A 19,525-nucleotide genomic window follows, 5' to 3' on the forward strand; every position below is an offset into this window, starting at 1 on the left:
CGGATTTGGTTTGACATCTGGAATGCCTTGTCTTCTACGCTCAGGCACTTTCCCGTCTGCAAAGGTACTAATCCATCTTCGAATTGTCCTACTACTAACACCAAAATCTGCACTTAGTTGCTCAGTTGGCACATGATTTAACAAATGGGCCTTGACTATCATGCGTATTTCAGCCAAAGACTTGTGCTTTTTGACGTTTTTGTGCTTTAGTGCGAGTTCCTGCAACTCCAACAAATCTGAATCTTCTGTTTTCTCCATTTTTAAACGTTGTTTTTGATTCAACGTTTTTCAGGGCAAGACAAACACCCTAAACTTGCTATGATTGAGAAAAAAGTAGCTACAATGGCATAACAAATCATTGTAGAGTCGAAACGGAAAAATGGTTCGACAAATTTTGAGGCACCCACAAAAAGGGGGGAGAACACATAAATTGCCAATGAGTTGCGTCCCAAATAACCGAGTAAGGACCTTCCTTGATTACCAATATATCTAACAGCAAACAGCAGGAAACAGATTATTAATAAGGTAATGAACAACCCTGGCAAAGTTCCTCTGAATAAATGATCTCTCGAAGAGAGTAATATGACCAGAGGAATTAATGCGAACCATGAGGCAGGAAAGACTTTAGTGAATGGTATTCCAGACAAACGAATCAGAACGCCTAAAAGGAAAAACAAGACGCTCTCCCATACAAAGCCACTACCTGCCATAATGGGTACTACCTCATAATGTCTGACAGAATAAGCGATGGCATAAACAATAGTACTCATCAACAAGAACTTTGATGAATTAGCCATTTGAAATGAAACACCAGGTAATAAACAATGCCACAGACTATCAACACCTGTAAATACCAATAAGCACCAACTGGGTATACTAGCAAGCGAATGGCTACATCCTTCAGTGTCAAGACATCCATCGAAAGCGTCGCATTAACCCCATCTCCGAACAAATGCAACAGCAGCATATAAACTGTCTCGCAAATGATATAAGGCACTATAAGCCGAAGTATGGATCTTCCATAATCCGCAGGATTCTTGTTAATATTAGTCAAATAACCGGATATAATTAAGAAAACCGAAACATGAAATGTGTAGACAGCCATACGTACCGTTGGATAGGCTATATCCAATGCTACTAAATGAAACATGACGACAAGTATAATCATCACTCCTTTAAGATAATCTATTTCTGCTATTCTTTGGTGCATGATTGACAATTCATTTTCGTAATTCCTATCTCTTTGACTATCCCAATGCCGCTGGGAAAGACCGAAAAGCGCATACTATAAAAGGATATAAGACAACCATTACTTTGGCCCAGTCTATCCAATTTATTCTACACTGATTTACCATTATGGTGCAAAAATAGGAAAATATATTGTGGGAACCAAACAAAAAACAAAATTTTTCCATGTAATAAAGAATCATCTCTCTAAAACACGTAAAAATCAGTTTTTATCACTATCTTTGCAGAAGAATTCAATATAAGGGAGATATCTTTTTATAATTTTGGAATGCAGTATGAGAATCATCTGTGATGCCCCAGGTCAGACATGCAACCGTCTATGGACTTATGTTGCAAGTGTCGCTCAGTGTGTTGCTGAGCGCAAGCGAATGGCTATTTTGTTCTTCGACTGGACCATCGAGGACTTTCCCAATCTGCTCCATGCTCCGTTCATATACTATCCACTATGGCACAAATGGTATTTGGAACGGGGTAACGGATGGAACAATTATAAGGGGTTGACATGGAAGGTGACTCACAACAAGACATGGGATAAAATCTTCCACTTCCTCGGCTTCACCAAAGGATGGAGTACAAGGACTGACACCCGCTATCTTCAACAGACATTGCCAGAGCTAAAGCGAATCTTCCGTCCCAAGGATGAGATTATGCAGAAAGCGGAGGGGATGATAGCCCAACTGAAGCAAGTATCTGACATAGTGGTTGGGGTACATATACGTCGCGGGGACTATGTCACATGGAATGACGGACGTTTTTTCTACGAATTAGAAGACTACCATCAATTCATGCTGAACGTAAAAGAGTTATACAAAGACAGAAAAGTATCATTTTTCATCAGCAGCAATGAAAATTTTTCATTGGACATATTCAATGGATGCCATTGTTGTCGCTTTGGACAAGAACCATCAGGAGCCATTCTTGATCTCTATACGCTTAGTCTCTGCGACCGCATCATCGGTCCCTTCAGCAGCTACTCCCGTTGGGCTTCATTTATTGGGGAAATTCCACTTTGTTTTCTAGAAGTGAAAAATCAACAGTTTTCAGAAAGTGACTTCTCCAAGATTGTCGACTATTTCCATTTCGAGAACGGTAAAGAAATATTAGACTGGTAATATGAAAATTGCGATATTGACCTCAGGCATACTTCCTATTCCTGCTGTTCAAGGAGGAGCAGTGGAAAATCTGACAGATTTTTACCTGGAATACAACAATCAGCATAGGCTACACGATATTACCATCTATAGTGTCTGGCACCCTGATGTGGAAAGACATCCTGCCTTACAATCTACTGTCAACCATTACGTATATATCAAGGTAACAGGATTATGGGCCAAGTTGAAAAAGAAATGGCATCAGCTTACACGTCACGAAGAGTACTACCACTATACGATAGAATTTTATCTGCAAGAAGCCATTAAGGATATAAGCAGACGCTCTTACGACATCATTTTGATAGAAAATCGCCCTGCTTATGCACTCAAGCTAAAAGAAGTTTCCAATGCCAAGTTAGTATATCATCTCCACAATGAGAAACTGGACAGCAAATCGGAAAAAGCACTAGACATTTACAATGCAGCTACTTGCATTATAACCGTTTCCGACTATATCAAGTCACGCGTACTGACCATCAATCATTATGACAAGAAGACAACAACCGTATACAATGGTATAGACTTGCATGCTTTTTCTTCTTGCAACCACAGTATCAACCGCAATAGTATCGGTCTTCAAGAGGATGATTTTGTGATGGTATTCAGCGGAAGAGTGACTGCAGAAAAAGGCATCATGCAATTGATAGAAGCGATGACTCTGCTTCAAGACTTACCCAGAATCAAACTTCTTGTGATAGGCAGTTCCTTTTATGGTAACGATGATAATGAAAACTCTTTTGCAAAAGCTTTGAGGGAAAAAGCCGCACATCTGTCTGACCGTATTATTTTCACAGGATTCATTCCTTATGCCCAGATGCCCAACTACTTACAAATAGCCGACATTGCCGTTATTCCTTCCGTATGGGACGACCCCTTCCCCACAACGGTTCTAGAGGCACTGGCTACGGGGCTTCCCATTATTTCTACTCGGCGAGGAGGAATACCAGAACAAGTAACAGAAGAATCGGCTATCCTCCTCGACACCGATGAATACTTTGTCGACAATTTGGCCACCGCTATCCGCAATCTCTACCAACATCCCGAGAAGCGGAAAGCTTTAGGTCAGGCTGGACTTTTGCACTCCAAATATTTCGATAAGGAACGTTTTGCAAAAGATTTCTTTAAAGCAATACAAACTATTTGAGGTAATCATATTAACTCAAATCATAGCAAAACATATGGTTTTACGATGTAAAACATATGGTTTTGTGACGCAAAATATATCATTTTACATCATCTTTTGTTAATCCAAATGCAATAATGAGTTGCAAAAATCGTTATTTGGAATAGGAATTTTATGAGATTACACAAAATCACCAAAGTAAACAATAACAAAAATGGATAAGACTATGGCGCTACAAATTAGAGTACAGAAAATGAAAAGAAAGGGGCAGCCAGACAAATGGTATGGGAAGGCTGTAAAGTGGCAAGACGTGTCATTAGCAACTATCGCAGAAAAGATCAGTATGGACAACTCTGTCACGGAAAGCGATGTGTATGCAGTATTAAAAGCTCTGGTCTATGAAATGAAAAAACAACTACAGATGGGAAACACGGTCAAACTTGACGGATTCGGCAGTTTTCATCTCACTGTGGAAAGTGAAACTGTAGACAACAAAGAAGACTACAAACTGGATGAACATGTCAAACGAGTTGTATGCAAATTCACTCCTACTGGCCATCGTAAAAGCGGTAAGCTCCACTACGATTTCTGTGAGGGTGTGAAATTAAGAAAGATAAAAAAATAAAGACTGTTACATCGTCTGGATTTACTTAAACAGCCAAGGCATATACCTGTTCATGCCTCTTGAAATATACATTCCTACGATGGCTACCGATAATATCTTTATGAGGGTAATCATATAGAACACAATGCCTTCAGTTGGAAAATGTAACATTGAATGAAACACTTGATGACAAATTCGTAAAAGAAACATCTGGGAACAAAAGATAACGAGAGAATGATGACCAAAATCAACTAAAAGCCCCCCCAACGGGGTTTTCTCTATCTTTATTGACAACCATAATAGGAAAACCGCCCCTAAAACACAACCTAAATAATAAAGTATAAAACTGCGACCATATTCACGAACAGATAGATTGTCGCCTCCATTGAATAAAATGACTAAGAAAAAAAATACCAATGTCAAAATATATGTATAATCCGACCGACTCAACAATGATTTATCGCTTCGTAATACAACTCCTGCATACATAAATGCAGCCACCAAACAGGCATTATCCAAGTTCCAAGGGAGCAGTATTGGAATATACTGACAGCCAAAAGTATAGATAGTAAAAAACATCAGAATCCAATTGGCCTTTTCCTGGTTTTTCATTAAGAAAAGAAACGGAATATAAGCTGACAACATGGAAGTCAGGAACCACAGAGGAGGATTACCTCCCCCCATCAAAAAAATGTTGTCTATAGTATGATATGGATAAAGGCAGTATCGGGAATAGAATACGCCAAGAATATCAAAGATTGAGAAACGTTGATAGAGCAAGAGCATTACAATGCTAAAAAAGAAATAAGGTTTCAGTAATCTAACTGCTCTTTTAGAAAATTGATGAAGATAAGATTCATCATGATATTTATATGTATATCCTGATGCAATAAAAAACAAAGGGACAAAAAAATCTCCCATATTTGACATCAACCATTCTTCTGCTCCAGAATGACTGAATATGACCATTAGGATACCAAGACCTTTCAGAATATCAATATAGTCTAGTCGTTGCTTATTCATAATTATTTTTCAGAGCGGTTGGAATGATTTTCAAATGCTTTGCGGCTTTAGTATAATATAGCGAGAAAGTTAGAAGTTCGAAAGGTCTTTCACTACAAAGGGGAGTAGGAATGTATCTTTTCACAATATGTGATTCTGGATGCAAATCGTAATAGACAGTACCGTTAGGACTGTGCAAATATAGCGCTATTACTTCATCATACTGTTTGCGTACCTCGCCAGAACGATAAACGAGCCAAGAGAAATGCACAACCAAGAGCAGTAGACAAGTATAAGAAAGGTTCGTGAGGAAATATCCATTTCGTTCTTTATAAGCAAAGACCTTTAAAAGTAAGATAAAAGAGAACAGCTCCGTACCCCATAGCACTCGGCCATTTCGATAGCCCACATAGAATAAGAAGAGCGACTGAAAAGCCAATGCTACCAATAGTAAACGATTCTGCTTTATAAAATCTGTACTTCTGGAGAAGACAACCCACGCCAAGAGGAATAACCAGAAGATTCTTAGTCGGGAAAAAGACAATAGATGATTATATAATGGCAATGCAGCATCTGTGCGATTGAAATTTCCCGGAGCTATACACAACAAGAAGGCTCCTGCAACAAAACAGATTGCCCAGATCAGCTTTTGAGTATTCAACCGATGACTATATATATCAAAGCACTGGTCAAAGAACAAGCCTGCTGCTATGCCAACGGCCAATCCCTCATGTGACCACCCTGCTCCAAAAGCGAAGACACAACCCATGCCAACTAACCAAGAGGATACGCGATGGTGACCTATGAAAAAATACAAATACAAGAATGATGCACAAATAGCAGAGCTCCACAGATAGTTCAAAGCATAAGTCATCAGGAAAAAACAGGTATTCGTCTCGGGCATTAACAACCAAAGTCCCGACAAAACCACAACCCACCATTTCCAGAATCGCTTTCGATGGTCTACTATCAGCAACGTTACCATCGTTATCATCAAAAAGAACACGAAGGCATTCAATACATTGAACACTGGTTTTCCTATCAGCGCACCAAATACCTGGCTCGTCATATGAGGGAAGAGACGACCATTGGCATTCATGTAATGATAATAGCTGGACTCAAGCAAATCTGGTATAGACTCGACTCGTTCATAACGCCCCAACTGTATGGTATCAGCTACTGCCGAGTTACTCATAGCTGCACCCAATGACGCATCCGCCTTCAAGGTATACACAACATCTTCCCACATCAACGGAGTACGTGAAGAAATCACATAAACAAAAAGCAGAGTCAGCAATGCGAATATCTTAATAAGGATATCTTTCATGAAACAGCAAATGAATAATCACATGCAAAAGTACACAAAAATTTTGATAGAAAGAAATTATTTCGTATTTTTGCAACGACATAAACATACTTGACGATGAATAAACTTGTTTCTATACTCATACCCTGCTATAACGAGGAAGCGTCTTTGCCGAAACTTTATGAGGAAGTCAATAAACTAATGGACAGCGAAACCAGCTACAACTGGGAATTACTCTTTGTAAATGACGGTAGTCAGGACAGGACGATTGACATCATTAAGGAACTATATGCCAAAGACAGCAGAATATCCTATATCGACCTTTCACGCAACTTTGGCAAAGAGAATGCCATGCTGGCAGGTTTTGACCACGTGAAAGGTGACTGCATGGTGATTATGGACGCAGACTTGCAAGACCCGCCTTCATTGATTCCCGAGATGCTGAAATACTGGGAAGAAGGGTATGATGATGTTTATGCCAAGCGAAACTCACGAGGGAAAGAAAGCTGGCTCAGACGTCAGTTCTCGCTGCTTTTTTATAATATTCTCGACCACTCAACGCGGTATGAGGTCCTTCGTAATGTGGGGGACTTCCGCCTATTAGACAGAAAATGTATTGACGCATTGAAACAATTGCGTGAAAGTGAGCGATATACGAAAGGGTTGTTCTGCTGGATTGGCTATCGCAAAAAAGAGATCATCTTCGATAGAGGTAACCGTGTGGCAGGACAGTCAAACTGGGGTTACCATGCTTTGTTCAACCTAGCTATTGAAGGAATCACAGGTTTCACCACTGCCCCACTTCGCTTTGCAACCTTCATCGGATTAATCATCGCCATCTGGGCTTTAGGATATATGGGATGGATCATTGCCAAAGTATTAATCTGGGGCGACCCCGTTCAAGGTTATCCCACCATCATGACCGTCATGCTTTTCTTAGGAGCAATGCAACTTATCGCCATCGGCATATTGGGTGAATACATTGCACGCATTTTCAACGAGGCCAAGAATCGTCCGACCTATTTAATTAACGAGTACAAGGGGAAACAAGCCTCTTAACGCTTGCCTATCAAAACAGAAGTAACTAGAGGCATCCACCGCTTCAACAAGTAATAGACAGCAATATACAAACATGTCTTTATCAATGGAGCAACAAGATATTGTAAGGCATGTGTCACCTCATGTGTTGTTGGGAATACTTTTCCTACCAATTGATCAACAAAAGACAAAAAAATCACATAGTGAACAGCAAACACGAAGAAAGAACCTTCTGCGAAAACGGGTGGCAAGGAAGATGAAGTATGCCGAACACCCCATTCAGCAAAACCCAAGAACACAAACATGCCTATCAACCGTAACAACGGGAATAACATTGATGCCGCTTCCGTTCCGTGTCTCCAAACCATTATACCCAACAACAAGACATACAACCATAAGGCTGGTTGGAAGAAACGATGGAAGAATGTTGCAAAATCTCTTTTAGTAATACTGAACCATGCTCCAAAACTATAGAAAAAGACACAACAAGAAGATAGACCTGGACTGTTTTGGAACAACCCGGAAAGGAATAAGACTGCAAGGAAGGATAACGCCCACCCCCGCCCTCGCCTAATAACAAAATATACTACGGGAGAACAGATAGAAACAACGATTAAGTCGCGAAGAAACCACAGAGGCAAATCAACAGGTGCTGTCAGATGGCTGACATTTCCAAACCAGTCAACACTACCACCACCTATCATGTAGAAAATCCAAAAGCAGGAGAAAATACCTTTTTCCATGTAGTGTGACACTACTTCATCCGCAGCAAGTCCCATATCTATTTGACGAACAAACCAGACACCCAGTGCTATCAGGTTCCAAATAATATAAGGTATCAATAGAGAAAAGAACCGATTCCTCATTTTTGTACGATAGAGTTGAAGGCTATAACCTTCCACCCGATAGAACATCAAGAAGCCAGAGATAAAGAAGAAAGTTGGAACGGCGGAATGAGCAATCATTCCAGATAACAATGTTCTCACCATTTCATAAAATCCCGAATGCAAAAGGGGAACATTGGTATCCTCTGCCGGAATGCCAAAACTGTGAATATAGACCACTAACAAAATCAACGGGAATCGCAACCTACTGACAATAGTTGACTGAGCATCTGCCGTTGAAGAAGGAATATTGTTTGCCATCCTTATACTAATTTCTCAAAAAGTTCCTGCCACATTTCCATTACCTTTACCTGCGTAAACTTCATCGCATGAGAACGGGCCTGTATTCCATACTGTTTCCGCTCCTCCGGATGACTAATCATCCAACAAATTGCATCAGCCAGTTTCTGGACGTTCCCATTTTCAATGAGCAGACCATCTTCTCCGTTCTTAATAATATCAGAAGGACCACAGGGGCAATCGAAAGATACAACTGGCAAGCCAGCAGCCATCGCCTCTACGAGCACCAAGCCGAAACCTTCATTCCGTGAAGACAATACGAACAAAGAGGATGATATATATTGGGTATCTATATCTGTAACAGGTCCATTACAATGTACAACATCCTTCATTCCCATTTTGTCAGCCATCTGTTGGTATTCCTCTCGATTTCCGGCTCCATAGATATCCAAATGCCATTCCAAGTGATATTGACAGACCTGTTTCCATGCCTCTATCAACAGGTCGAAACCTTTTACTCTATCATATCGCCCAACGGCGATAACCCGCTGACGGTTCCCATGAGATGCCTCTGCTGGAATATGAGTTATAAAATTAGGTATGACCTGCAGATTAGAAAGGGCTTTCCAATGTGCAGCGTCTTGATGAGTCAGTACCACAAAACTATCAAGGCGAGCGATTTGTTTCTGTAGCCTCTCCATCCACAATTGCGACAAATATCGATTAAGGCAAGCAGGTAGGATTGGTATATGTACATTCCGATAGTTTGATTTATTAAAATGAATCTCTCCTACCTTCTTACTACCATCCGGGATATCATTGATAAAATTAATCTCTCTCCTGACAGTGGACACCGTGATATCTGGGCGAACTTGCATCAGATAGTCAGTAAACATCTTCTTATATCTACGCTGTTTCTGCTGATAAAAGAACAGTTTTTTAAGAAATGGCATGGTATCCAACTCATCAAAGTTGATATCAAAATTCACCCAATGCACTTTCGGATTGATGGTATAATACCACTTCTGCCCAGCCTTTTCCGTGAGGATCATATATAGTTCATAGTCCGTATGCTCTGCCAAATAATTGATTTTAGCACTCAGCACCGAACTCATCCCATTAGGAGCAAGCAGACCACCCACGACATAGACTATCTTCATTGCTTCTTCATTTTTGAGACGAGATTGTCATCACTATCAACATAGTGAGTAGTCTTATGAAAAATACGCGTGATGCCCTTCATCTGAACCTTAACATGATTCAGGAAGCTCTTCCATAGTGATTCCTGCCCCATCGTTCCATAGCCAGTGATAGCGCGACAACGTGAATCGCGGACAAAGACTATCTTACCATATTTCTTCAGATTAAAGGCCATCGAACCATCTTCACCTCGGATAATGTCAACACGATAGGGTTCCTTCCGTCCATAATCAGCATTATAGGCAAAGACAAGACCACGGACAGACAGTTCTGGACGCTTAAAGTGCTGTATCCACAAAAACAGGTCGCGAGTCATCTCAAACATCTTCAAACCAAAGGCAGAATGATTAGCATCTGGGAAATAGCCCCAAGTGGCAGAAACACACGAGACTCCCGGTTTCAACAGATGGTCAATCATTACTTCGTAATACTGAGGAGGATAAAGTGTGTCACTGTCTACATCAAAATAGAAACGCCCTTTGGCATGTTGCAGACCACAACGACGAGCATAGCCACAAGAATGCTGGTATTCGGTATAAAATGGGATACCTGACTTTTCATAAATCTCAGCAGTACGATCTTTTGAGTCATTGTCAACACCGATAATCTCAACAGGATATTTGCATTGGATTTCACTAATAGCCCATAAACATGCCTGCAGATGTGTCTCTTCATTATAGCCAATAACTACGATAGATGCTAATGGTTCTGAACTCTGTAAACGCGCTAACCGTTCACGAGTCTCATCAATCACTTGCTGGGGCACCTCACTAAAAGGTTTCCCGTAAATGGTCATGTATTTATCGTACCAATTTGCCATTTTTTTAAATCTATTTTGCAAAAATAGCATTTTTTTTTTTGAAATATAAACTTTTCTCCGTAATTTTGCGAAAAAGAACAGAAAAAAGATGAAAGAACTCTCTATTATCATACCTGTCTACAACGTTGAGAATTTTATCGCAGAATGCCTCAATTCTATTATCAGCCAAACTTATGACAATTTTGAGTGCATTATAGTCGATGACTGCTCACCAGACAGGAGTGCAGATATCGCATCAGATATCATTAACCATTATCAGGGGAATATTGAGTTCAAGCTATTACATCACGATACCAACAAAGGGCCATCTGCTGCAAGAAATATAGGCATCCAACAGTCGACAACCGACTATGTATTCTTTCTTGACTCAGATGACCGTCTATACCCTAATTCCATTGAAACACTTGTCAATGAACTAAAGAGGCATCCTAATGCAGATATTATCGATGGAGAAGTTTTTATGGAAGGGGATGCATCTCCGCTGAGTGACTTACCATCAAGTATATGTGGAGAAAAAATGCTATACAAATATTTGATGGATTCCAAAATCATACCCCGTGTATGGAACCAACTTATCAAAAAAGAAATTATCATCAATCATCAAGTATTTTTCAAAGAAGGGATCCTCTTTGAAGATCTTCTTTGGTGCTATTATTTTTATCGATACGTCGAAGAATACTACCGCGTCAAACAATATACCTATTTTTATAGGACATCCAACAGCAACTCTATCATGAGAGAAGCCAGCAAAAAATTTGACAAGCCTGCAAGGAGCTTCATTATTGTCATGAAGGAAATTATCAAGGATATTGACTACTCACTCTATCCACAAAACATCGTTTTTATTCTCAGCAAGTTGATGCCTATAGTCTATAACGCCAATAAGATGGGGATTGAGGATGATACAAAAAAACTGCTGCATCAGTTAAAAAAAGAATTACTTGTAAGGCATCTGAAAGAATTCAGACCTTTGGAAGTTATCTATGAACTTCATCTGTTCCTTCCACTTAGCCATCTGCTTAATCTTGGGTATTATAGACACCAGGTTTTGTATAAATACTGTTCACTCATCAAATTGTACTATAAAATATTAGGAGCATTCTACGCATGAAGATTATATATATTTACACTGGTCTAGTCACTAAAGGCGGTGCAGACCGAATCTTAAGCGAAAAAGCAAACTATTTAGCAGAGCACGGCTATGAGGTTGCATTCATTACCGATACGCAATTAGGCAGGCCTCCTATCTACCCTCTTTCAGAGAAAGTTCGAATCATCGACCTTGCCATAGATTTCAGTCAGGAATACGGACATGGATTGTTAATGAGGGCTTATATGTACTTCAGACTCATGCGTCAATATAAGAAGAAACTTAAAGATACCCTTCTTCGTGAAAAGGCTGATATCGTCATTTCCACCCTAGGGCGAGACATGGATATACTGACCTCCATCCATGACGGTAGCATCAAAATAGCAGAGTCACACATTGCAAAGCCATTCGTACGCAATTTTCACCTCATGGAGCAACGCGGTTTTCCATATCGACAGATAGCTCACTATTGGCGACACAAGCATGAACGGAATGTCAGCCAACTGAAGGCGTTGGTCCTTCTGACTCAACGAGATGCTGAGGCTTGGAGTCCATTCGTGAAAACAGAGGTTATCCCTAACTCTTTGCCTTTTGAAGAAGAACATATCTGTACCTGTATGAACAAACAGGCTATCTGCGTGGGGCGGCTGAACGAACAAAAAGGGCTCGACTATCTGATAGATGCTTGGGAACTCGTTGCTCGGCAACACCCAGACTGGACTCTGAACATATACGGAGCTGGGGAATTGAAAGAAGAACTACAGCAACGTATTGATAGCAAGCATTTGCAGAGAAATATAATCATTAATGCCCCTACTACAGACATCAAAGAAAAATATTTGGAGAGTTCTATCTATCTGATGACTTCCCGTTTTGAGGGTTTTCCTATGGTTTTATTAGAAGCCATGGAATGTGGACTGCCTTGTGTGGCCTTCGACTGTCCAAATGGTCCTGCAGAAATCATCAGTCATGGAAGAAACGGCTATATTACTCCCTACAAGGATACTAATACATTCGCCACCTACGTATGCAAACTGATTGAGAATGAAAAGCTAAGATGCACTATGGGTCTTCAAGCAAAGAAAGATATAAAACGCTACAAGAGGGAGAACATCATGCGACAATGGGAATCCCTATTTTGTCATCTCATCAATCCCAAACTGACAACTTGCGCACAAGACGAACAATTTGATGATGATGATGACGGAAGAAGCGGAAGTATGTAAGCCTACTCCACGGATTAAATAGTATCATCAAATATAAGGCAAGGAGAAAATGACTTTTTGATAAGGCCCCTTTCATCAACCGTCTCTTCAGTTGCGTAAACTGCTGCCGAATTCCGTCCGAAAGTCTACTTTTATTCATCTTATCTTGAACTATCAACATAAAATACGCAATAAACAGACTACAATCTACATACAATTCTTTGTCAATATGCTCGATAGCATCCTCAAAAATATACATATAACTTTTTGCAGGAGTTTCAAAGTCCCTATCAGCTTGACGCATAATAGATTGAGGGTTATCCTCATACGAATAGGTAACCTCTGGGACAAAGGCATACGACGGTAAAATGCGAAACAGGCGGTAAGACCAATTCAAATCTTCAAACAACAGACCTTCTTTAAAGAAAAACCGATTCTGAAGAATAAAATCCTTGCGTATTAATTTGTTCCAGGCGGTAACAGGAAGGGAATGAGAATAAAATAATTTCCTAATCACATGATTGTCATAACTGCAAAGTGGAACTTCACCAACCTTGATTGTATTTGACAAATTATTCTGCGTATTACCTAATACCATTGTTATATCAGGATGTTGCTCCAATTGAAACGCAAGCTTTTCCAAACAACCTTCTACGATATAGTCATCAGAATCAACAAATAGTAGATAACTACCCCGAGATTGCATGATTCCCGTATTACGTGCAGCTGACAAACCTCTATTCTTTTCATGATTAATGACTCTAAAAGAAATATTTCCCCGATAACCATCAATGATACGCTTAACTATTGACATACTATTATCTGGAGTACAATCATTAACAAGAATACACTCAAATGGCTTCCCGTATGTCTGGTTCATCACTGAACAAAGACACCGCTCAATAAATTTCTCAACTTTATAAACGGGGATAATAACCGTTATGTCAAATTCTGCACTCTTCATCGCTGGTCGTTTTTGGGAGTTAAAACAATTCATTCAATACACGTTGCATCTGCATCTTCCACCTCAGATGCCCTACTGACTGTCGAATATCTATCGGCTGCATACTGAAGGAATCTACGAAATCTATGATAGACAGTATTGATATTGGAGACTCATCAGCCGGTGCTTTCAAAACGTATGACTGCGTATCGAAATCACTGTCTTGTTCACTATAGATAAATGGGATTCCTCGTGCGGCATACTCTCTGTTCTTCAATGGCTTGATATTTGTTATGCCACTACGATGACGAGCTAGTGAGCCAATAGCAAACTGACATTGATTAAAGACTTCGTCCAGTTGCTGTCCGAAGAGTTGTCCATGGAAAATCACCTTGTCTTTAATCTGGTATTTTTCCATCAGTTCAGCAAAACCGGGAGCGTGTGTGGAGTCATACATCTCGCTTGGTCCCACCCCACCAACGATATGGAAAAACACATCTCTCTTTCCTCCATTTTTATAGTATTCGCCAATACCGGCAATCAAACGGTCATAACCGTGCCAGTAGTGTACTTCCGCAACACCGATGAGATGAAGAGGGACCTCTCCCCCCGCCCTCTCTAAAGTGAGGGGGGACTGATGCAACGGAATACTATCGAAATCTACACCATTACTAATGTTTATAGTACGCTGGCCGAAAATTTCCTGAGCATCTGAAAAAGTAACAACAGCATCCATTTGAGCATAGAGCTGCCGACGGAACAACTGGTCTATCTTTAGGCCAAGGCGTGTTTCCTGCGGAAAGCCAACAAACTCGCTATCATAAGGATAGGTCGGTATCTCCGTCACAGAACGAATACCAGCTTGCTTTAATTTCTTGAAGAAATGAATCAGCCAGGGATTAGCATTCTGGAAACAACGGGCATATACAAACTGGATACCCTCTTGTATGCAATAGTTATATATGCAATCGTAGTCTAAACGTTGACGAATTCCTGCCCACTTGCCCTTACCATAGTCCATAATGACCTTATCATCAATATATCGACAACGATGACCATTTTCTGCAAAGCCATAGTAACACAGGCGCACATCATGTCCATTCTCTCGAAGTCCCTTCACTTGATAGTGAATTTTCTTGGAGATTCCACTGACCTCTGAAAATCCATGATAGACAAGAAATAATATAATCATGATGCACTTGGATTTAATGATTCAAAGACGCTTCTCCATTGTTCTGCAATATTCTCTATTTCAAAACGCTTAACATTCTTCAATCCAGCTTGAGCCATAGATTGTCGAAGAGTTTTCTCGTTCATCAACTTTAACATGCTTGAAGCCAATAAATCAAAACGACCATTCTCAACTAAGATACTATCCTCATCATCAGATAATATATAGCGAGGTCCCCAAGGGCAATCAAAAGACACGACGGGAAGGCCACAAGCCATAGCTTCTGTAAGAACCATGCCGAAACCTTCGAAACGAGAGCTCAAAACAAAGACACTACTATTACAATATTCTTTCTCCACATCATCAGTTCTTCCATGCAACTGACAAGATTTCCTATTAATCTTTAATTCCGAAATCAGCTGTTCATAAGGAGTTATATCCCCATCACCATATACATCTAATCTCCAATCTGAAATTTGCTTTTCAACGATAGACCATGCTTTTAACAACAAGTCTATTCCCTTTTCATGTGAATAACGGGCTATTGCAACGACACGTTTCTCAGTTAAAGGACTAATCGTTGTTGGAGATAAAGACAACGGATCAGGAATAGTAACTACATTATTCAATTCAACCCATGACTCACGATCACTATCTGTCAGAACAACCAACTTATCAAGACTTTGAAGATGATGCAAAAGATTTAAAAACCAGAACCTTGCAAATAGCTTCTTTAAAAGATTTGCCTTTTCAGTATTGAAATTTCTATAATTAGCCCGATTTATGTGCATTTCGCCGATTTTCCTGCTCCCATCCTTTATGTCATTCAAGAAATTAATTTCACGACGCAGCAGACTAATGGTTATGTCTGGGCGAAGATGCATCAGCTCTGCAGTAAGCAATCGTTTAAAACGATGTTGTTTCGATAAATAGACAAACACCTTCTTGGCAAATGAACAAGTCCAAAGTTTTTCAAATCCAATATCAAGATTGACAACTTTGATTTTATCCGACAAGGGATAAAACAAAGGTTTGTCCTTGCCCTCTGTTAGAATAATCGTAATATCATAACCAAAATGTTCCGCAAAATAGTTGGCCTTCAGTGTCAATACGCGCTCCACTCCTCCTGCCATATACAAAGCGGGGGTAACATATACAATTTTTAAAGGACGCTTATCCATACACATCTTGGTTGATGGCACAAAAGTACGACAAAAATTTGGAATAATCAAAATTTTATTGTATTTTTGTCCAATCTATCAAAAGAATCGAGACAAGTATGATTATCGGCATCGAAGCACAACGGATATTCCGTAAAAACAAACACGGCATGGACTATGTGGTACTGCAGGATATTAAAGAATTGCAGAAGCTAGACACAGAGAATGAATATTATGTGTTTGTTAAGCCGGGAGAGGACAGATGTGTCGAAAGCACAAAGAATATACACATCATTGAACTGAATTGTCCATCCTACCCACTTTGGGAACAGTGGGCTCTGCCACGTGCAGCGAAGAAACATGGGATTGAAATCCTTCACTGCACCAGCAATACCGCCCCCCTTTGGTGTGATATTCCACTAGTGCTGACTTTACATGACATTATCTTCCTTGAACCACGCGACAAACAAAACCACTCCTTATACCAGAACATGGGATGGCTTTATCGTAGACTTGATGTGCCCAGGATATTAAACAAGTGCCAGCGCATTATTACGGTGTCCAATTTCGAACTGGAAAATATTGTCGAAAAGCTAAAAATCCCTCGCGAACGGATGGCGATGATTTACAATGGCTATAACGAATGGTTCAAACAGATAAAGGACACAGAGAACATCTGTCAAAAATACATTTCTGAAAAAGGCTATTTTTTCTTCCTCGGCAATACCGACCCCAAGAAGAATACGGAACGGACGCTTGTGGCTTATTCTAACTACCTGAGACTATCAAATGTCAAACGAAAACTGCTGATGGCCGATTTGGATTCTGCCTACCTTAACAGCATCATTCAACGCAACCACATTGAAAATATCAGGGATAATATTGTAATGCCCGGTTATATTGTCAATAGCGACTTGCCCTACATCTACAATGGTGCCTTTGCCTTTCTCTACACCTCGCTACGTGAGAGTTTTGGCATTCCTCTGCTGGAAGCGATGGCTTGCGGAACGCCTGTCATTACGAGTAACACGTCATCCATGCCAGAGATTGCAGGCACTGATGCTATCCTCATTCATCCAGAAAACAGCGAAGAGATCACCCAGATGATGTTACGTTTGGAGACCGATGAGGTATTCTATAAGAAACAAGAACAAATAGGCTTGAATCGTGCCAAGCTCTTCTCATGGAAGAAAACGGCAGAGTGTCTTCTTCAAGTCTACAAAGAGGTGTACGACACATGTTATCAACGAAAGTGATAGTCTTATAATATGAAAAAAATTTGCTTCTTAATGGATTCCATCTTCTCATACGGAGGAGTGCAACGCGTGACAGCAGTCATTGCGAAGGAACTGGCAAAAGACTGTGACGTAACTATCGTTACGCTGGACGCGCCTTCGTTGGAGAATACTGCTCTCTATGGACTTCATGAAGCAAAGATTCACTATCGCTTTTTCTCTTATCCAGAGACTTCTCGATGGAAACTGCTTTTTTGCAAGGCATATAGTTATCTGTATAGGAAGTATATCCCTCAAAACCAATTTACTTCAAAGCTATACGGTCATAGTTCTTTTCCTTCCGAAAAGCGAAAAGCACTGACAGAAAAGCTAAAAGCGGGAGACTATGATGTCATCGTCGGAGTACATGCCCCTCTTGCAGTACGTTTGGCAGCATGTAAACAAGAGTTGAAAGGTGTCAAGCTGATTGGATGGATCCACAACTCATACAAAGCTTTGTTTGGAAAGTCTTCTCAATATATCGGTGACGAGGTTCAAAAGTTCTACGAAATCCAGTTGAAAAAATTGAATGAGACCATCGTTCTTAGTCATGATGACGCGAGTCAATATTCTTTCCCCGTGCAAGTGATATACAACCCCTTGACGCTTGAACCAGGGAAGTTGTCACAAGGGAACAGCAAAAGATTTCTAGCTGTTGGGCGTTTTTCCCGACTACATAAAGGTTTCGACTTGCTCATTGAAGCCTTTCACTTGTTTACCAAGAAAGACAAGGAATGGACGCTTGATATTGTCGGAGAAGGAGAAGAAGAGGCGTTATACAGAAAGATGATTGCAGAATACGGACTGCAAGAGCGAATACATATCCATCCATTTACAAACCACATCCAAACCTACTATTCTGAGGCACAGGTCTACGTGCTCAGTTCACGCTGGGAAGGATTTGGACTCGTCTTGGTTGAAGCGATGGCTCATGGACTACCTATCGTCTCGTCTGATCTCCCAACCAGTAAGGAAATCATGGGTGACTTCGGCATATATTTCACGAACGGAAATGTAGAACAACTGGCTCAACAATTGGAGTTTGCCACCCGAATAGATTGGACAAAAGCATCTGCAGAGGCTTTGCAAATAGCCCAGCGATTTGACATTTCACATATCATCGAACAATGGAAAGACATTATATATGAAAGATAAAGAAGGAATACGTGAAGGATTGAAAAACAGTCCCAGACTGAAGCGATGGCTAGACTACCTCATCATGAACCAACGTGATGCTCGTCCTAGATGGTATATTCGCTTACTGGCACCATTGTATCAGCATCGGGGAAGGGATTCGAAAATTTATTGGAGCGTCAGGATGGACACACCACCCTACCGTCGTTTTTTCCTCGGACGAAAGAGTGTCATTGAATCATATTGTTGTGTTAACAATGCTGTGGGCGATATCGTAATTGGTGACCACACACGCATCGGCATTCATAACACAATTATCGGTCCGGTATGTATCGGAAGTCACGTAAACCTGGCACAAGGTGTTACCATCACAGCCTTGAACCATCGTTTTGAGGACACGACGAAACGCATCGATGAGCAAGGCATCACCACCAAACCCGTCGTCATCGGAGATGACGTATGGATTGGAGCCAATGCAGTAGTTCTGCCAGGTGTAACAATCGGTAATCATTGTGTGGTAGCAGCAGGTGCCGTTGTCACGAAAGATGTGCCAGACAACAGCCTTGTGGGTGGTGTACCTGCCAAACTAATCAAACAGATTTAATGAAAGGTCCTGTTGGGTTTTCTCTTCTTTAGTTTCCTGTTGCTCCTCGCGAAACTGGAGTACCATTTGCTGTGCATCCGCAGAACCTGCCGTGTTCAGTCGGTAATAGCCGCGACGTCCGACATTTTCTATCAGTGACTGCGACGATTTACTGTTACGCAACAGATACTGCTGGATATAATTGCGTAATTCTTCGTAATCAGGAGTCGTGAAGAAGGTGTGGTTCATATTATAAACGTGCTTAGCAATAGCCTGTACGCTTATCCCCTGTTCACCTGCAACAGCCAGTATATGTAGTATCTGTTTGTCGTACGTCATGTTTTGATAC

21 protein-coding genes are annotated in these 19,525 nt (G+C 40.6%); 9 read left to right on the forward strand and 12 right to left on the reverse strand.

Features of this window, described 5'->3' with window-relative positions; translation table 11 throughout:
- The 3 genes from BLU47_RS12315 to BLU47_RS15295 form a co-directional block, all read right to left on the reverse strand.
- A partial coding sequence (locus BLU47_RS12315; protein ID WP_218131549.1) for a helix-turn-helix domain-containing protein occupies window positions 1–282 on the reverse strand: 282 nt, incomplete at its 3' end.
- Window positions 279–770 (reverse strand): acyltransferase family protein, encoded by a 492-nt coding sequence (locus BLU47_RS14575; RefSeq protein WP_143025569.1) that lies wholly within the window; start codon window positions 768–770, stop codon window positions 279–281. The genes BLU47_RS12315 and BLU47_RS14575, both read right to left, overlap by 4 nt.
- Window positions 770–1,210: an acyltransferase family protein gene (locus BLU47_RS15295; protein ID WP_091963255.1), complete on the reverse strand. Its 441-nt coding sequence runs from the start codon at window positions 1,208–1,210 to the stop codon at window positions 770–772. The genes BLU47_RS14575 and BLU47_RS15295 overlap by 1 nt, the downstream gene beginning before the upstream one ends.
- A gap of 313 nt (window positions 1,211–1,523) precedes the next feature.
- On the opposite strand from BLU47_RS15295, the gene BLU47_RS12325 reads away from it, so the two are divergent.
- The 3 genes from BLU47_RS12325 (at window position 1,524) to BLU47_RS12335 (ending at window position 4,147) form a co-directional block, all read left to right on the forward strand.
- Window positions 1,524–2,360, forward strand: a complete 837-nt coding sequence (locus BLU47_RS12325; protein ID WP_091963260.1) for an alpha-1,2-fucosyltransferase — start codon at window positions 1,524–1,526, stop codon at window positions 2,358–2,360.
- Window position 2,361: 1 nt separating this feature from the next.
- Window positions 2,362–3,543, forward strand: a complete 1,182-nt coding sequence (locus BLU47_RS12330; protein ID WP_091963264.1) for a glycosyltransferase family 4 protein — start codon at window positions 2,362–2,364, stop codon at window positions 3,541–3,543.
- Between the two features lie 193 nt (window positions 3,544–3,736).
- Entirely contained in the window at window positions 3,737–4,147 is a 411-nt protein-coding gene (locus BLU47_RS12335; protein ID WP_091963269.1) for an HU family DNA-binding protein, read from the forward strand.
- A 21-nt stretch (window positions 4,148–4,168) separates the two neighbouring features.
- On the opposite strand, the gene BLU47_RS12340 is transcribed toward BLU47_RS12335, so the two are convergent.
- Window positions 4,169–5,149 carry an acyltransferase family protein gene (locus BLU47_RS12340; RefSeq protein ID WP_091963273.1) on the reverse strand — a complete coding sequence of 327 codons (981 nt, stop codon included), beginning with the start codon at window positions 5,147–5,149 and terminating at the stop codon, window positions 4,169–4,171.
- The gene (locus BLU47_RS12345) at window positions 5,142–6,455 is read right to left on the reverse strand and encodes a DUF6056 family protein (RefSeq protein WP_091963276.1); all 1,314 of its coding nucleotides are present in this window, start codon (window positions 6,453–6,455) and stop codon (window positions 5,142–5,144) included. Before BLU47_RS12345 ends, BLU47_RS12340 begins: the two co-directional genes overlap by 8 nt.
- Window positions 6,456–6,551: 96 nt before the next feature.
- On the opposite strand from BLU47_RS12345, the gene BLU47_RS12350 reads away from it, so the two are divergent.
- Window positions 6,552–7,493 carry a glycosyltransferase family 2 protein gene (locus tag BLU47_RS12350; RefSeq protein ID WP_091963278.1) on the forward strand — a complete coding sequence of 314 codons (942 nt, stop codon included), beginning with the start codon at window positions 6,552–6,554 and terminating at the stop codon, window positions 7,491–7,493.
- Here BLU47_RS12350 and BLU47_RS12355 read toward each other — a convergent pair.
- Genes BLU47_RS12355 through BLU47_RS12365 form a run of 3 tightly spaced genes read right to left on the reverse strand, consistent with a single transcriptional unit; the run spans window position 7,490 to window position 10,616 of the window.
- Window positions 7,490–8,617, reverse strand: coding sequence for an acyltransferase family protein (locus BLU47_RS12355; RefSeq protein ID WP_091963281.1), 1,128 nt, complete (start codon window positions 8,615–8,617; stop codon window positions 7,490–7,492). The genes BLU47_RS12350 and BLU47_RS12355 overlap by 4 nt on opposite strands.
- Before the next feature lie 2 nt (window positions 8,618–8,619).
- The gene (locus BLU47_RS12360) at window positions 8,620–9,756 is read right to left on the reverse strand and encodes a glycosyltransferase family 4 protein (protein ID WP_091963285.1); all 1,137 of its coding nucleotides are present in this window, start codon (window positions 9,754–9,756) and stop codon (window positions 8,620–8,622) included.
- The gene (locus BLU47_RS12365; RefSeq protein WP_091963288.1) at window positions 9,753–10,616 is read right to left on the reverse strand and encodes a glycosyltransferase family A protein; all 864 of its coding nucleotides are present in this window, start codon (window positions 10,614–10,616) and stop codon (window positions 9,753–9,755) included. Before BLU47_RS12365 ends, BLU47_RS12360 begins: the two co-directional genes overlap by 4 nt.
- A gap of 88 nt (window positions 10,617–10,704) precedes the next feature.
- On the opposite strand from BLU47_RS12365, the gene BLU47_RS12370 reads away from it, so the two are divergent.
- Entirely contained in the window at window positions 10,705–11,727 is a 1,023-nt protein-coding gene (locus BLU47_RS12370; RefSeq protein ID WP_091963291.1) for a glycosyltransferase family 2 protein, read from the forward strand.
- A 224-nt stretch (window positions 11,728–11,951) separates the two neighbouring features.
- Window positions 11,952–12,932, forward strand: coding sequence for a glycosyltransferase family 4 protein (locus BLU47_RS12375; protein ID WP_255402190.1), 981 nt, complete (start codon window positions 11,952–11,954; stop codon window positions 12,930–12,932).
- Here the strand turns inward: BLU47_RS12375 and BLU47_RS12380 are convergent.
- Genes BLU47_RS12380 through BLU47_RS12390 form a run of 3 tightly spaced genes read right to left on the reverse strand, consistent with a single transcriptional unit; the run spans window position 12,856 to window position 16,206 of the window.
- A complete protein-coding gene (locus tag BLU47_RS12380) occupies window positions 12,856–13,875 on the reverse strand; it encodes a glycosyltransferase family 2 protein (protein WP_176780584.1) in 1,020 nt (339 codons plus the stop codon). The genes BLU47_RS12375 and BLU47_RS12380 overlap by 77 nt on opposite strands.
- 19 nt (window positions 13,876–13,894) lie before the next feature.
- Complete coding sequence (locus BLU47_RS12385) at window positions 13,895–15,046, reverse strand: glycosyltransferase family protein (protein WP_091963302.1); 1,152 nt, start codon at window positions 15,044–15,046, stop codon at window positions 13,895–13,897.
- The gene (locus BLU47_RS12390; RefSeq protein WP_091963305.1) at window positions 15,043–16,206 is read right to left on the reverse strand and encodes a glycosyltransferase family 4 protein; all 1,164 of its coding nucleotides are present in this window, start codon (window positions 16,204–16,206) and stop codon (window positions 15,043–15,045) included. Before BLU47_RS12390 ends, BLU47_RS12385 begins: the two co-directional genes overlap by 4 nt.
- 98 nt (window positions 16,207–16,304) lie before the next feature.
- Between BLU47_RS12390 and BLU47_RS12395 the strand changes: the two genes are divergently transcribed.
- From BLU47_RS12395 to BLU47_RS12405, 3 genes are read left to right on the forward strand one after another with little or no spacing between them, the layout of a single operon-like run.
- Window positions 16,305–17,441, forward strand: coding sequence for a glycosyltransferase family 4 protein (locus BLU47_RS12395; protein WP_091963308.1), 1,137 nt, complete (start codon window positions 16,305–16,307; stop codon window positions 17,439–17,441).
- Window positions 17,442–17,453: 12 nt separating this feature from the next.
- Complete coding sequence (locus BLU47_RS12400) at window positions 17,454–18,614, forward strand: glycosyltransferase family 4 protein (RefSeq protein ID WP_091963311.1); 1,161 nt, start codon at window positions 17,454–17,456, stop codon at window positions 18,612–18,614.
- Window positions 18,604–19,197 (forward strand): acyltransferase, encoded by a 594-nt coding sequence (locus BLU47_RS12405; protein WP_091963314.1) that lies wholly within the window; start codon window positions 18,604–18,606, stop codon window positions 19,195–19,197. Before BLU47_RS12400 ends, BLU47_RS12405 begins: the two co-directional genes overlap by 11 nt.
- Here the strand turns inward: BLU47_RS12405 and BLU47_RS12410 are convergent.
- Window positions 19,180–19,515: a hypothetical protein gene (locus BLU47_RS12410; protein ID WP_091963317.1), complete on the reverse strand. Its 336-nt coding sequence runs from the start codon at window positions 19,513–19,515 to the stop codon at window positions 19,180–19,182. The two genes, BLU47_RS12405 and BLU47_RS12410, sit on opposite strands and share 18 nt — an antisense overlap.
- Window positions 19,516–19,525 lie beyond the last annotated feature (10 nt).

It is taken from the genome of Prevotella sp. tc2-28 (assembly GCF_900107705.1).
Classification (GTDB): Bacteria; Bacteroidota; Bacteroidia; order Bacteroidales; family Bacteroidaceae; genus Prevotella.

Coding starts and splice junctions, on each gene's coding strand:
- BLU47_RS12340 (WP_091963273.1), bottom strand. CDS start 5,149: ATGAATAAGCAACGACTAGACTATATTGATATTCTGAAAGGTCTTGGT.
- BLU47_RS12360 (WP_091963285.1), bottom strand. CDS start 9,756: ATGAAGATAGTCTATGTCGTGGGTGGTCTGCTTGCTCCTAATGGGATG.
- BLU47_RS12385 (WP_091963302.1), bottom strand. CDS start 15,046: ATGATTATATTATTTCTTGTCTATCATGGATTTTCAGAGGTCAGTGGA.
- BLU47_RS12380 (WP_176780584.1), bottom strand. CDS start 13,875: ATGAAGAGTGCAGAATTTGACATAACGGTTATTATCCCCGTTTATAAA.
- BLU47_RS12395 (WP_091963308.1), top strand. CDS start 16,305: ATGATTATCGGCATCGAAGCACAACGGATATTCCGTAAAAACAAACAC.
- BLU47_RS12330 (WP_091963264.1), top strand. CDS start 2,362: ATGAAAATTGCGATATTGACCTCAGGCATACTTCCTATTCCTGCTGTT.
- BLU47_RS14575 (WP_143025569.1), bottom strand. CDS start 770: ATGAGTACTATTGTTTATGCCATCGCTTATTCTGTCAGACATTATGAG.
- BLU47_RS12355 (WP_091963281.1), bottom strand. CDS start 8,617: ATGGCAAACAATATTCCTTCTTCAACGGCAGATGCTCAGTCAACTATT.
- BLU47_RS12345 (WP_091963276.1), bottom strand. CDS start 6,455: ATGAAAGATATCCTTATTAAGATATTCGCATTGCTGACTCTGCTTTTT.
- BLU47_RS12365 (WP_091963288.1), bottom strand. CDS start 10,616: ATGGCAAATTGGTACGATAAATACATGACCATTTACGGGAAACCTTTT.
- BLU47_RS12370 (WP_091963291.1), top strand. CDS start 10,705: ATGAAAGAACTCTCTATTATCATACCTGTCTACAACGTTGAGAATTTT.
- BLU47_RS15295 (WP_091963255.1), bottom strand. CDS start 1,210: ATGCACCAAAGAATAGCAGAAATAGATTATCTTAAAGGAGTGATGATT.
- BLU47_RS12400 (WP_091963311.1), top strand. CDS start 17,454: ATGAAAAAAATTTGCTTCTTAATGGATTCCATCTTCTCATACGGAGGA.
- BLU47_RS12350 (WP_091963278.1), top strand. CDS start 6,552: ATGAATAAACTTGTTTCTATACTCATACCCTGCTATAACGAGGAAGCG.
- BLU47_RS12325 (WP_091963260.1), top strand. CDS start 1,524: ATGAGAATCATCTGTGATGCCCCAGGTCAGACATGCAACCGTCTATGG.
- BLU47_RS12335 (WP_091963269.1), top strand. CDS start 3,737: ATGGATAAGACTATGGCGCTACAAATTAGAGTACAGAAAATGAAAAGA.
- BLU47_RS12405 (WP_091963314.1), top strand. CDS start 18,604: ATGAAAGATAAAGAAGGAATACGTGAAGGATTGAAAAACAGTCCCAGA.
- BLU47_RS12390 (WP_091963305.1), bottom strand. CDS start 16,206: ATGGATAAGCGTCCTTTAAAAATTGTATATGTTACCCCCGCTTTGTAT.
- BLU47_RS12410 (WP_091963317.1), bottom strand. CDS start 19,515: ATGACGTACGACAAACAGATACTACATATACTGGCTGTTGCAGGTGAA.
- BLU47_RS12375 (WP_255402190.1), top strand. CDS start 11,952: ATGTACTTCAGACTCATGCGTCAATATAAGAAGAAACTTAAAGATACC.